Genomic DNA, 12,506 nt, shown 5'->3' with positions numbered 1-12,506 from the left:
CATTCAACGCTTCGAGCAACGAGGCTTCGAGCAACGAGGAGAGTGCGGCCATGACAGCGGGTGATGTTCTGACCACCGTCGCGCCGCCGATTTCCCCGGACGAGGCCGGCGCCATGATGCAGCGGCATTTCGGGGTGACCGGCGGGATTCGCGAACTGAGCAGCGAGCGCGACCGCAATTTCCACGTCACCGCCCCCGACGGGCGGGGGTATGTGCTGAAGTTCACCAACCCGGCGGAGTCGCAGCTGGTCACCGGCTTCCAGACCGGGGCGATGCAGCATGTGGCCGCCCGCGACCCGGCCCTGCCGGTGCCGCGCGTCGTGCCGACGCTGGAGGGGCAGGCACAGGCCGTCGTCCAGGTCGAGGGCAGCGCGATGGTCCTGCGGCTGCTGACCTATCTCGACGGCACGCCGCTTCACGCCGCGCCGGCCTCGGCGGGACAGATGCGGGCGCTGGGGTCGACGCTGGCCCGGCTGGATCTGGCGCTGGCCGACTACGAGCATCCCGGCTCGGAGCGCGATCTGCTGTGGGACATCACGCGCACCGCCGGTGTCGCCGACCGGCTGCATTACTTGGCGGACGGCCCGCGCCGCCGGATGGTCGAGCGCTTCATCGCCCGCTTCGCCGAGCGGGTGGCGCCGCGGCTGCCTGGCCTGCGGCATCAGGTGATCCACAACGACCTCAACCCGCACAACGCGGTGGTCGATCCGGTCGGGCACGAGACGGTCACCGGGATCATCGATTTCGGCGACGCGCTGAAGGCGCCGCTGGTCAACGACCTGGCGACGGCGCTCGCCTACCACGTCACCAGCGGCGAGACGCCCTTCGGCTCGCTGGTCGAGATGACCCGCGCCTACAACGCCGTGCTGCCGCTGACGGCGGAGGAGGTCGAGCTGCTGCCCGAACTGGTGGCGGCCCGGCTGGCCCTCACCATCGCCATCACCGGCTGGCGGGCGGCCGAATATCCGGACAACGCCGCCTACATCCTGCGCAATTCCGAACGCGCCTTCGCCGGGCTGGAAAAGCTGACCGGCGACGAGGCCGCCACCGCGCACCGCCTGCTCCATCTCGCCTGCCAGAGAGTGTGAACCGCCATGACCATGATCAACGCCTACGCGCCCGACTCCGCCGGATCCCTGCCGGAGCGCGAGCGCACCCTGATCGCCCGCCGCGAGAGGCTGCTCGGCCCGGCCTACCGCCTGTTCTACGCCGACCCGATCCATGTCGTGCGGGGGGAGGGCTCGTCGCTCTATGACGCCGAGGGCAACCGCTACCTCGACGCCTACAACAACGTCGCCTCGGTCGGCCATTCGCGGCCGGAGGTGGTGGAGGCGATGGCCAAGCAGGCGGCCGTGCTGAACACCCACACGCGCTACCTGACCGACGGCATCCTCGACTTCGCCGAAGCCTTCCTGGCGGAGTTCCCGGCGGAACTGTCGCAGCTGATGCTGACCTGCACCGGCAGCGAGGCCAACGATCTGGCCCTGCGCGTCGCCCGCGTCCACACCGGCGGGACCGGCGTCGTCATCGCCCACAATGCCTATCACGGCGTCACCTCGGCGCTGGCGGAGATGTCGCCCTCGCTGGGCGCCGCGGTGAAGCTGGGCGACCATGTCCGCGTCGTGCCGGCCCCCGACGGCTACCGCATCCCGGAGTCGGAGGTCGGCGCCGCCTTCGCGCGCTCCGTCGAGGCGGCCATCGCCGACCTGCGCGAGAACGGCATCGCCCCGGCGGCGCTGCTGGTCGACACCATCTTCTCCAGCAGCGGCGTCTTCACCGATCCGGCCGGCTTCCTCGCCCCGGCGGTGGAGGCGATGCGCAAGGCCGGCGGCCTCTTCATCGCCGACGAGGTGCAGCCCGGCTTCGGCCGGCTCGGCACCCACATGTGGGGCTTCGCGCGCCATGGGCTGGTGCCCGACATCGTGACGGTGGGCAAGCCGATGGGCAACGGCCATCCGGTGGCGGGGGCGGTGTTCCGGCCGGAGGTGATCGAGGCGTTCGGCCGGAGCCAGCGCTATTTCAACACCTTCGGCGGCAACCCGGTGTCCTGCGCCGTGGCGCTGGCCGTGCTGCGCGTGATCAAGGCGGACCGGCTGCAGGAGAACGCCCTGGCGGTCGGCACCGAGATGATCGAGGGCTTGCGCGCGCTGGCCGCCAAGCACGACCTGATCGGCGACGTCCGCGGCAGCGGCCTGTTCATCGGCGTCGAGATGGTGCGCGACCGCGGCCTGAAGACCCCGGCCCCGGAGGAGACCGCCCGCGTGGTCAACGGCATGCGCCAGCGCCGGGTGCTGATCAGCGCCACCGGGCAGGAGGGGCACATCCTGAAGATCCGTCCGCCGCTGGTGTTCTCCTCCGACGACGCCAAGCTGTTCCTCGCCACGCTGGACGAGGTGCTGGCGGCGCTCTGATCCGGGCCGCCGACCATCGGTCAGCGCAATGCGGGTTCGCCGTCGGGCGAACCCGCGACAGGTGGGCGACGGAAGAGGCGATCCCTCTGTACGGCCGGCATGAAACTGCTACCCTCATGCCATTCCTGATGGTGACGTCGAGAGGAGTGGCCGCCAGCCGATGACTCAGTCTCCAGCGTCGACGAGGACCGGGCCGGGGGCCGGGCCGGGAGCCGATCGCAGCCCGGAGGGGAAGTCCGGCCGTTCGGGGACTCGGCTGATGGTTGCGGGAGTCGCGGCCGCCGCCGCCGCGGCCCTGCTTTGGCTTCCGCTGCACGACACGGCCCCGACGGACGAGGATGTCCGCGCCGCGCTGGTCTCCATGCTCGAACAGGCCGCCCCCAAGGAGCAGTTGGAACAGCGGATCGCGTCGGCGCTCGACCGCGATGCGCCCGAGGAGGCCGAGGACTATCTCGACGTCGCCGATTTCCTGCGGGTGCCGATCGACCCGGCGTTGCGCAGCCGTTTCGCCGACGAGACCTCGGGCCTGCGGGCGGCGGAACGGACGGTCAGGCGTGCCGCGACGGGCTTCGTGACCGGCGACGGGGAGGGAGCCGCGGGAATGGCCGCCGCGATCGCCTCCGACCTGACGGTGGTCGGCGACATCCGCGACCTGACGGAGCAGGCGTCGCGCATCGTCAGGGGCGAGCCGGTCGACGATCTGGTGCTGGGCCTTGCGATCGCCGGGGTGGCGATGTCGGCGGCGACCATGGCCACGGCGGGAGGCGCCCTGCCGGTCAAGACCGGGGTTTCCCTGGCCAAGCTGGCCCGGAGGACCGGCGCGCTGACCGCCCGCTTTCAGCAGGAACTCTCCCGGGTCGTCGTCCGCGCCGCCGATACGCCTGCCTTCCGGCAATCGGTGGCGGGGATCCCCTGGTACCGCGTCGACGATCTGGCGCGGGCCGCCCGCAGCCATGCCGCCCGTGTCGACATGGGCGAGCTGCGGCATGTGCTCGGTTCGGTGGCCGAAGTCGGCAGGGCGACGTCGCCTTCCAGGACCCTGGCCATCCTGCGCCATGTCGACGACATCAAGGATCTGCGGGATGCCGAGCGCGCCGCGAAGCTCCTCGGCAAGCCGGTGAGCGGTGCCTTCCGGCTTGCCGGAAAGCGGGTGTTCTCGGTGATGGCACATGCCTGGAAGATGGGCGCGAAGCTGATCCTCGCGCTGGTCGCGGCGGTGATCAGCGCCCTGTCGTTCCTCGTCTGCGCCGTGATGAAGCTGAAGGCGGCGCTGCGCCTGTGGCGGGCGTTGCGCCCGGCGGCTTCGGCCCCCGTCAGCTGACCAGCCCGGCGGCCAGGTTGACGCCCAGCGCCAGCACCGCGGTGTTGAACAGGAAGGACAGCGCGCCGTGCATCAGCACCAGCCGGCGTATTCCGGCGCTGCGGGTGGTGACGTCGGAGACCTGCGCCGTCATCCCGACGGTGAAGCTGAAATACAGGAACTCCAGATAATCGGGCGTGTCGTTGCCGGGAAAATCCAGGCTGCGGTCCTGCTCCGTCCGGCCGTTCAGCCAGTAGTCATGGGCGTAATGCTGGGCGAAGAAGACGTGCAGGAAGCTCCAGGACAGCAGGACCGTCGCCGCCGACAGCACCGCCGCCATCCCTTCATGCGGGGAGCCCTTGGCCGACACCAGCTCCACCACGATGGCGGCCAGCGCCACCAGCGAGGCCAGCACGGCCCCGGCTAGCACACCCCACTTGCCGGGATCCAGCAGTCGGGCCCGCCGGCGCATCGACGCCACCGTCGCCCGGCTCATCAGGATGCCGGCCAGCAGGATGTAGACGGCGACCCCGAGGTCCCAGCCGATCAGCAATGCGGTGGACGCGTGCAGCCAGAAGGCCGCGGTGCCTCCGGCCATCAGCGCCACCGCCAGCGCGCTGGCGAGGGAAGGGCGGTTGCGGAGATGGTTCAGGCTGTGGCGCATCGCGCCTCCGGATCGTGGAGTGTCCGTGCGATCAGTTGGAGGCGGGGTAGAGCGGAAGCAAGGTCTGCTGGCGGCGCTGGTAGCGCACCAGCTCCAGCGCCGTCAGCGGCCGGGCTCCCTGCGCCCGGCAGGCGTCGGCGACCTCGAACATCAGCGCCTGCTGGTGGAACAGGGTGGCGTAGGCGTCGCCCAGCCTGAACTCCGGGTCCCACATGTGGATGGCCTCGGCCCCGGCGCCGTTCACCTCGATGATGCGGAAATCTTCGCCCACCGCCAGCTGTTCCACCGACAGGAAGCGCACGTCGAAGCGGCCGAAATGGAAGCCCGGCATCTCGTCGGCGATCTCGTCGAAACGGGCGGTCAGCGTCGCCGTGACATGGCCGCAGGCATCCTTGTAGAGGCCGCCGACCCGGCTGCTGCCGACCAGCGACAGCCGCACCGTCTCGCCCGCCGCCGGAACCTCATCCAGCCGGTCGGCCAGCGCCTCGTGGTGCAGGTCGGCCTTCCAGGAGGCGCGCGGGTCGGCGGCGATCAGGGCGCGCAGGCTGGAGCGCCCGTCGCCGACCACATGCGGGTAGTAGCGAAAGGTCATCGAGAAGATGCGACCGTGCCGTTCGCCCGGCTTGCGGACGTAGAAGATGCCGGCTTCGCCGACATAGGGCACATGCTCCTGCAGGATCAGCCGCACGTCCGCCGGAAAGCCGCGGAGATAGGCGCAGAGGTCGGCGGAATCATGCACCAGCCGCACGCCGATGCCGCGCCAGCCGATGTCGGGCTTGGCGACCAGCGGGAAGGACAGCCCGGCGCCCGAGGCCAGCGACTCCAGCATCGCCGGGGTCAGCGACGGCCGGTTGACCAGGGCGACGGACTTCGCCGCCCATTTGCGTGCCTCCGGGCCGATCAGGTCCATGCAGGCGATCTTCGATTCGCCGAGCAGCCCGCCCGCCTCGATCGACGGGTTGGCGGCGGTCGGCAGGGTCAGGCTGCGGTAGCGGAGGCCCAGCGCGAACCATTGCGCCACCAGCGGGATGTAGAACAGCAGCGGCGGGATGCGCTCCGCCCAGCCGATGGTCGGGGCCCCGGCCGGCACCACCGGCAGGCCGGGCAGGGCGATGGCGCGCGGGGTCGGGCTGCCGTGCAGGGCGTCGCGCAAGGGCTTGGGCAGCAGCGGCTCCAGCGCCGCCCGGATGCGGCCGAACAGCGCCCGGACGATGGATTGGGCGCGCTTGGTGCGCAGGATCATCAGCAGCGCCGCGCAGCCGATGCCGATCACCTGGACCTGCACCGCCGCCGCCTCCAGCGAGGAGGTCATCAGCGTCAGCAGCAGCCCGACATGCACGCCCGCGGTCGCCAGCGTGATGGCGACGAAGCGGAGGAACGGCACCCGCATCACGCCGCAGGCGAAATAGGTCGGGAACAAGACGCCCGGCACCAGCCGGCAAGTCACCAAGGTCGGCAGCAGGTTGCCCTGCAAGGCCTTGCGGCAGCGTTCAAGCATTGGCCCTTCGGTCCGCCGCCGAATCCAACTGATCCGCAGCGACAATAGTCCGAGGACATAAATGAACAAATCTCCGATAACAATCCCACACAGCAGCGTGATGGCGGTCACCCCGATGCTGACGGTACCGACGCTGACGAGGCTGGCTCCGACCGCAATCGCAACGTCTTCGTGCAGAAGCGTAAGCAAAGCAAGGCCCAGCAATAGGGGGAAACCGGCGAAGGCGGTTATTGGTTGCAATGCAGCAAACACGGGGCGGATGTCCGTTGGGTGGGTGGCGGCTGGTGTACCTTAGGCAAAATTGCATAGGAAATGGTAAGCTTCACGTTAAAACTTTTATGGAACCGTGCGACACAGCGACTGTTTCTTTTGAGCCATATCGTATCGTTATGGGCATGATAGAAAATATGTGTTTGCAGGTATGGCGATGGCACGGCAGAGTGCGCTTCAATCGATGACCGGCGGCCGAACCGCCACCCGACATGACCAGGAGACGCACCGTGCAGAGCATCCAGTGGGACGACGCCTTCCTCCTTGAAGCCCAGCTGAGCGAGGATGAGAAGCTGGTGCGCGACAGCGCCCGCGCCTACTGCCAGGACCGGCTGCAGCCCCGCGTCATCTCCGCCTTCCGCGAGGAGCGGTTCGACCGCGAGATCATGACCGAGATGGGCGAGCTGGGCCTGCTGGGGCCGACCATCCCGGAGGAATACGGCGGGCCGGGCGTCAGCCATGTCGCCTATGGTCTGGTCGCCCGCGAGGTGGAGCGGGTGGACAGCGGGTATCGCTCCGCCATGTCGGTGCAGTCGTCGCTGGTCATGCACCCGATCTACTCCTACGGCAGCGAGGAGCAGAAGAAGAAGTGGCTGCCGCGGCTCGCCACCGGCGAACTGATCGGCTGCTTCGGCCTGACCGAGCCGGACCACGGCTCCGATCCTAACGGCATGAAGACCCGCGCCACCAAGGTCGACGGCGGCTACCTGCTGTCGGGCTCCAAGATGTGGATCACCAATTCGCCGATCGCCGATCTCGCCGTGGTCTGGGCGAAGTCGGCCGCCCATGACAACAAGATCAAGGGCTTCGTGGTGGAGCGCGGGACCAAGGGCTTCTCCACCCCGAAGATCGAGGGCAAGCTGTCGCTGCGCGCGTCGGTCACCGGCGAGATCGTCCTGGACGAGGCCTTCGTGCCGGACGAGAACCTGCTGCCCGACGCGTCGGGTCTCGGCGGTCCGTTCGGCTGCCTGAACAAGGCGCGCTATGGCATCGCCTGGGGCGTGATGGGCGCGGCGGAGTTCTGCTGGCACGCCGCCCGCCAGTACACGATGGACCGCAAGCAGTTCGGCCGGCCGCTGGCCCAGACCCAGCTGGTGCAGAAGAAGCTGGCCGACATGATGACGGAGATCACGCTCGGCCTGCAGGCTGCCTTGCGGGTCGGCCGCATGATGGACGACGGCAGCTGGTCGCCGGAGGCGGTGTCGCTGATCAAGCGCAACAACTGCGGCAAGGCGCTGGACATCGCCCGCATCGCCCGCGACATGCACGGCGGCAACGGCATCTCCGAGGAGTTCCAGGTCATCCGCCACATGGTGAACCTGGAGACGGTGAACACCTATGAAGGCACCCATGACGTCCACGCCCTGATCCTGGGCCGGGCGCAGACGGGCCTGCAGGCGTTCTCGTAAACCGGTACGGAGCGTCCATCCCCTTTCCCGCCTCTCGGGCCAACGCATGCGTTGCCGGCGGCATCGGGCGGATCGCAGATCCGCTCCGATGTCCGGGAGAGGGAGGGAGTCATCGCGATGCGGCGGAGGCGTGGGCACATACGGGAATCGGTGTGGTTGCGGATTCCCGGAACAGGCCCCTCCTCTCGGGCGGCGTCGGCTTCCTCTTTCCCGAGGCGGGAATTTTCCCGTAATTCGAAATTGGGATGATTGTCGGCTCGGTATATAGACAATACACCCCGATTGCTTCCGTGGCCGTCTCTCAAGGCTGGGGTATTCTTTCCAATTCGGCGCAGGCCGACTTGGGAGGATTTTCCATGGCAACCTGGACTCCTGACCCCAGTTTCTATCCTTCGCCACGCATGGCGATGCAAGCCCCTCCGGAACGGCTGGCCTATGTGGCGATGTTGAACGTCGGTGCGGGGCCGGATGCGCTGGGGGTGGTCGATGTCGACCCCTCCTCGGCCAGCTACGGCCGGCTCCTTCGCCGCGTCGATATGCCGAATGTCGGTGACGAACTGCATCATTTCGGCTGGAACGCTTGCAGTTCCGCCTTGTGCCCCTACGCTCCGCATCCGCATGTGGAGCGGCGGTACCTGATCGTGCCCGGACTGCGGTCGTCGCGCATCCACATCCTGGACACCAAGCCGGATCCGGCCAGCCCCAGGATCGTCAAGGTCATCGAGCCGGAGGAGCTCGCGGCACGCGCCAATTACTCCCGCCCGCATACGATGCATTGCGGGCCGGAAGGCATCTATGTCAGCGCGCTCGGCAATGGCAGCGGCGATGGCGGCGGGCCGGGCGGCGTCTTCCTGATGGATCACGAAACCTTCGATGTGCTCGGCCAGTGGGAAATTGACCGCGGACCGCAATTCCTGGCCTACGATGTCTGGTGGCATCTCGGCCAGGACACGCTGATCACCAGCGAATGGGGCACGCCCGACATGATCGAGGGCGGACTGAACCCCGAACTGCTGCTCGGCGGAAAATATGGTCATCAGGTCCATTTCTGGGATTTGCGGAAACGCCGGCACCGGCAGACCATCGACCTGGGCCCGGAGTATCAGCTGGCGCTGGAGCTGCGGCCGGCCCACGACCCGACCAGGACGCACGGATTCATGAATGCCGTGGTCAACCTGTCGGACCTGTCCTCGTCGATCTGGCTTTGGTATCGCGAGGATGACGGCAGCAAGTCTGGCCGCTGGGCCATGCGGAAGGTGATCGATATCCCGGCCGAACCGGCAGACCCGGATTTGTTGCCGCCGATGCTCAAGGGCTTCAAGGCGGTGCCGCCGCTCGTCACCGACATCGACCTGTCTCTGGACGACCGCTGGCTCTACGTGTCGTGCTGGGGCACGGGGGAGATGCGGCGATACGACGTGTCCGATCCGTTCCAGCCCAGGCTGACCGGCTCGGTGCGGCTGGGAGGGATCGTCGGACGCGGCCGTCATCCCGGCGGCGGCGATGCCGATGGCGGAGCCCTCAACGGTGGTCCGCAGATGGTCGAGGTCAGCCGCGACGGCAAGCGGGTCTACTTCACCAACTCGCTGTACCGGAGCTGGGACGACCAGTTCTACCCGGACGGCATCAAGAGCTGGATGGTCAAGCTCGATGCCGATCCGGACGGCGGCCTGACCATCGACGAGCGGTTCTTCCTGCGCTTCGACGATGACTTCCGCGGTCACCAGATCCGGCTGGAGGGGGGCGACGCCTCCTCGGATTCCTACTGCTATCCATGACCGCGGCCGGAGGGGCGCCCCATGGATGACCCCTGGCAATGGCTGGCGCTCGCGGGACTCGGCGCCTTCCATGGACTGAACCCGGCGATGGGATGGCTCTTCGCCGTGGCGCTCGGCCTTCAGGAGGGGCGGCGCGCCGCCGTCATCAGGGCTCTGCCCCCCATCGCGCTGGGGCATGCCCTGTCGGTGCTGGTGGTGGTGGCGGGATTTGCCGTCCTGCAGCTGGTCGTCACGACGGCCCCGCTGAGGCTGGTCACGCCCGCCCTTCTGATCGGCTTCGGCCTCTACCGGCTGGTGCGAGGATACCGTCACCGGCTGCGGGTCGGCATGCGCGCCGGCTTTGCCGGGCTGACGCTCTGGTCCTTCCTGATGGCGTCGGCCCACGGGGCCGGGCTGATGATCCTGCCCCTGCTGCTGGGCATGTTGGCCCCGGCTCAGCTGATGGCGCTGTCCCTATGCGGACCGGGGGCGGAGATGACCGGCCCGGTCGCCGCGCTCGGATCGGCGGCGGCCGGGCTGGCGGTGGTCCTCGTGCATATGGCGGCGATGCTGGCGATGATCGCCGTCATCGGGCTGGCGGTTTTCGAAACCGTCGGGCTCGGAATCCTGCGCCGCGGCTGGGTGAATTTCGATCTGCTGTGGGCGGGCGCCCTGATCGGCACCGGGGTGGGGTTCCTGCTGCTGGGGTGAGATCCGCCGGCGTGAGTCCCGTCAGGGACTTCACGCCGCCTTCACGTCCCCGGTCGCCTGCTGACGCACCTCCGTCAGGAAGCGCTCGACCTCCGCCGCGAGCGTACGGGTCTGGCCGGATAGGCCGCGCGCGGCATCCTGGACGCCGAGCGCGGTGCTGCCGGCGCTCTCCGCCGTGTGGGCCAGGGCGGCGATGGTCGTCGATACGCCCTGGGTGCCGAGCGCCGCCATCTCCACCGCCCGGGCGATCTCCTGGGTGGCGGAATTCTGTTCCTGCACCGACTGGGTGATGGTGCCGGAGATGCCGTCGATCTCGGTGATGGTGCTGCCGATGGCGCCGATGGCGTCGGCGGCCTCGCGGGTCACCGACTGCATGGCGTTGACCTGGGCGGCGATCTCGTCGGTGGCCTTGGCGGTCTGGTCGGCCAGCCCCTTCACCTCGGTCGCCACCACGGCGAAGCCCTTGCCGGCCTCGCCGGCACGGGCCGCCTCGATGGTGGCGTTCAGCGCCAGCAGGTTGGTCTGCTTGGCGATGGCGTGGATCAGCCCGACCACCTGGCCGATGCGCTCGGCGTTGGCGATCAGCCCCTGGACGGTGGCGTTGGTGCGGTCGGCATGGGACACCGCCTCGCCGGCGATGCGGGCGGAATGGCCGACCTGCTCGGAAATGCCGCCGATGGAGCTGGCGAGTTCGGTCGCCGCCGCCGCCGCGGAGCGGACGTTCGACTGGATGTCGTCGGATTCGCGGGCGACGTTGCGGGTCTGGCTGGACGCCTCGCCGACGACGGCGGCCATGCGGTCGGCGCTGTCGGCCATGCCCGATGCCGACTCGGCGATGCCCTCGACCAGCCGCTTCACCGTGCCCTGGAAGCGGTCGGCGAGGTCGAGCAGGGCGGCGCGCTTGACCGCTTCCGCCTTGGCGTCGGCTTCGGCCTGGGCCGCATGCATGCGCTCGATGGCGCGGGCGTTGTCGCGGAAGACGGTGACCGAACCGGCCATGGCGCCGATCTCGTCGGAGCGGGCGTTGCCCGGCACCTCGACGGTGGTGTCGCCGTCGGCGAGCTTCGCCATCGCCGCCGCCATGGCGCGCAGCGGGCGAATGACGATGCGGCCGAGCAGGGCGTTCAGCAGGGCGATCTGCACAACCAGGGCGATCAGGCAGATGGCGATCTGGTTGCGCATCTGGGCGGCGATGGCGTCGACCTGCTGGTCCAGGCTCCAGGCGATCTGGAGGGCGCCGACCAGCCGGTTGCTCTTGCCGGTCACCACCGGCACCGTCACCACGATATGGCCGTTGGCGGAGCGGGTCTGCGCTCCCTTGCCGGCCAGCACCGCCTCGACGAGATCCTGATCGGCCTTCAGGTCGTATTTGGCGAAGCGCGGGTTGGAGAAGTCGGCGAGCGTGGAGGATGCCGATGCGGCGCGCAGCGAGGCGAGCTGGACCTCGTGGCTGTCGGCCAGCGGCATGAACTCCGTCTCGATGGAGGCGCCGTCGCCGGCGACGAAGCTGGTCTTGGTGGCGTTCGCCAGCATGTCCGTCTTGACGCGGGCGTCGTGCGTGGCGAGCCGCACCGCGTCGTCATACTGCATCTTGGCCTGCAACCCCATGATGACGATGAAGCCGCCGACGATGGCGGCGACGAAGGCCGCCGTCACCTTCCGCCCGACGCTCCAGAACCGCCGCGACCGGGATCCGGCCGCCTTGTCCACTGCCATGCTCTTGTCCCTTCCCGTGCGGATGCCCTGCTGCATCGCCGGCCGCGCAGGCACGACGATCCAGTCGCCGGCAATGCCGGCGTTCGCTGTGAAAGCGTCAACGAATTGCAAAATTTAAATGGTATTGTAACAGGAGGTCATGGACTGCGCCATGATCTTCTTCTCTGACTTTCGGATGATTGCCGATCATGACGGCAATCCAAAAGTCTTGCCCGGAAATGATTAAAGAAAAGGCGCCGCCGTTTCTTTGACGGGGCGGCGCCTCTTCAAGCCGGAAATGTCGCCAATCCGGCTTCAGTTCTTCTGGTGGGAGCCTTTTTTCCTGATGCGGCCCGTTCTTCTACGGGAACCGGACCGCGTCAGGACGGAATCGTCTCAGCCACGGGCTGGGTTGCGCTCGCGCCAGCCGAACGGCCCGACAGTCTCGTAGAGCCACGGGTACTGGTTGACCATGCGCCTTGCGATGGCGATGCGGTGGGCGGTGAAGGTGATCAGCCCGATCACCAGGGTGTGGACGATGAAGCCCCAGGGCGACAACAGCTGCTCGCCGAACAGGCCCCAGGCCAGGAAGCGGTCGCCCGCCCCCAGCAGCAGCGAGTAGGCCGCCACGCTGGACACCGGCTTCCAGCCCTCCGCCAGCGTCTGCCCGGTCAGCACGCCGCAGCCGCCGAACACCAGCACCGTCAGGAACACGAACACCGGAACCGAAGACCCAAGGATCGTCTCCATCTCAGTGCCCCCCTTCCAGATAGGCCGAGCGCACCTCCGGG

General features: G+C 68.5%; 10 protein-coding genes. 6 read left to right on the top strand and 4 right to left on the bottom strand.

Going from position 1 to position 12,506, the window contains the following annotated elements; genetic code table 11:
* Positions 1-50 precede the first annotated feature (50 nt).
* From JHL17_RS23110 to JHL17_RS23100, 3 genes are all read left to right on the top strand, one after another.
* Positions 51-1,088: a phosphotransferase gene (locus tag JHL17_RS23110; protein WP_200196791.1), complete on the top strand. Its 1,038-nt coding sequence runs from the start codon at positions 51-53 to the stop codon at positions 1,086-1,088.
* Positions 1,089-1,094: 6 nt separating this feature from the next.
* Positions 1,095-2,411, top strand: coding sequence for an aspartate aminotransferase family protein (locus JHL17_RS23105; protein ID WP_200196789.1), 1,317 nt, complete (start codon positions 1,095-1,097; stop codon positions 2,409-2,411).
* A gap of 259 nt (positions 2,412-2,670) precedes the next feature.
* Positions 2,671-3,732 carry a hypothetical protein gene (locus JHL17_RS23100; protein ID WP_200196787.1) on the top strand — a complete coding sequence of 354 codons (1,062 nt, stop codon included), beginning with the start codon at positions 2,671-2,673 and terminating at the stop codon, positions 3,730-3,732.
* Here JHL17_RS23100 and JHL17_RS23095 read toward each other — a convergent pair.
* Both JHL17_RS23095 and JHL17_RS23090 read right to left on the bottom strand, forming a co-directional pair.
* Positions 3,725-4,375, bottom strand: a complete 651-nt coding sequence (locus JHL17_RS23095; protein ID WP_200196785.1) for a DUF1345 domain-containing protein — start codon at positions 4,373-4,375, stop codon at positions 3,725-3,727. The genes JHL17_RS23100 and JHL17_RS23095 overlap by 8 nt on opposite strands.
* A 31-nt stretch (positions 4,376-4,406) precedes the next feature.
* Positions 4,407-6,125 carry a VTT domain-containing protein gene (locus JHL17_RS23090; RefSeq protein WP_200196783.1) on the bottom strand — a complete coding sequence of 573 codons (1,719 nt, stop codon included), beginning with the start codon at positions 6,123-6,125 and terminating at the stop codon, positions 4,407-4,409.
* Positions 6,126-6,373: 248 nt separating this feature from the next.
* On the opposite strand from JHL17_RS23090, the gene JHL17_RS23085 reads away from it, so the two are divergent.
* The 3 genes from JHL17_RS23085 (at position 6,374) to JHL17_RS23075 (ending at position 10,020) form a co-directional block, all read left to right on the top strand.
* Complete coding sequence (locus JHL17_RS23085; protein WP_200196781.1) at positions 6,374-7,552, top strand: acyl-CoA dehydrogenase family protein; 1,179 nt, start codon at positions 6,374-6,376, stop codon at positions 7,550-7,552.
* Positions 7,553-7,797: 245 nt separating this feature from the next.
* On the top strand, positions 7,798-9,330 hold the full coding sequence (locus tag JHL17_RS23080) for a selenium-binding family protein (RefSeq protein ID WP_247893757.1): 1,533 nt from the start codon (positions 7,798-7,800) through the stop codon (positions 9,328-9,330).
* A 21-nt stretch (positions 9,331-9,351) separates the two neighbouring features.
* Complete coding sequence (locus JHL17_RS23075; protein ID WP_200196780.1) at positions 9,352-10,020, top strand: hypothetical protein; 669 nt, start codon at positions 9,352-9,354, stop codon at positions 10,018-10,020.
* Positions 10,021-10,050: 30 nt separating this feature from the next.
* Here the strand turns inward: JHL17_RS23075 and JHL17_RS23070 are convergent, their stop codons facing one another.
* Complete coding sequence (locus JHL17_RS23070) at positions 10,051-11,736, bottom strand: methyl-accepting chemotaxis protein (RefSeq protein WP_200196778.1); 1,686 nt, start codon at positions 11,734-11,736, stop codon at positions 10,051-10,053.
* A 375-nt stretch (positions 11,737-12,111) separates the two neighbouring features.
* A complete protein-coding gene (locus tag JHL17_RS23065) occupies positions 12,112-12,465 on the bottom strand; it encodes a DUF6867 family protein (RefSeq protein WP_200196777.1) in 354 nt (117 codons plus the stop codon).
* Positions 12,466-12,506: the final 41 nt, after the last annotated feature.

Source organism: Azospirillum endophyticum, from assembly GCF_016595245.1.
GTDB classification, from domain to species: Bacteria; Pseudomonadota; Alphaproteobacteria; order Azospirillales; family Azospirillaceae; genus Azospirillum; species Azospirillum endophyticum.
Note: the sequence above shows the minus strand (reverse complement) of the source record. Positions and strands in the feature narration are given on the sequence as shown.

Bases quoted from the DNA above. Each gene is read 5' to 3' on its own strand.
- JHL17_RS23095 (WP_200196785.1), bottom strand. From the start codon at position 4,375: ATGCGCCACAGCCTGAACCATCTCCGCAACCGCCCTTCCCTCGCCAGC.
- JHL17_RS23075 (WP_200196780.1), top strand. From the start codon at position 9,352: ATGGATGACCCCTGGCAATGGCTGGCGCTCGCGGGACTCGGCGCCTTC.
- JHL17_RS23100 (WP_200196787.1), top strand. From the start codon at position 2,671: ATGGTTGCGGGAGTCGCGGCCGCCGCCGCCGCGGCCCTGCTTTGGCTT.
- JHL17_RS23110 (WP_200196791.1), top strand. From the start codon at position 51: ATGACAGCGGGTGATGTTCTGACCACCGTCGCGCCGCCGATTTCCCCG.
- JHL17_RS23065 (WP_200196777.1), bottom strand. From the start codon at position 12,465: ATGGAGACGATCCTTGGGTCTTCGGTTCCGGTGTTCGTGTTCCTGACG.
- JHL17_RS23105 (WP_200196789.1), top strand. From the start codon at position 1,095: ATGACCATGATCAACGCCTACGCGCCCGACTCCGCCGGATCCCTGCCG.
- JHL17_RS23080 (WP_247893757.1), top strand. From the start codon at position 7,798: ATGATTGTCGGCTCGGTATATAGACAATACACCCCGATTGCTTCCGTG.
- JHL17_RS23070 (WP_200196778.1), bottom strand. From the start codon at position 11,736: ATGGCAGTGGACAAGGCGGCCGGATCCCGGTCGCGGCGGTTCTGGAGC.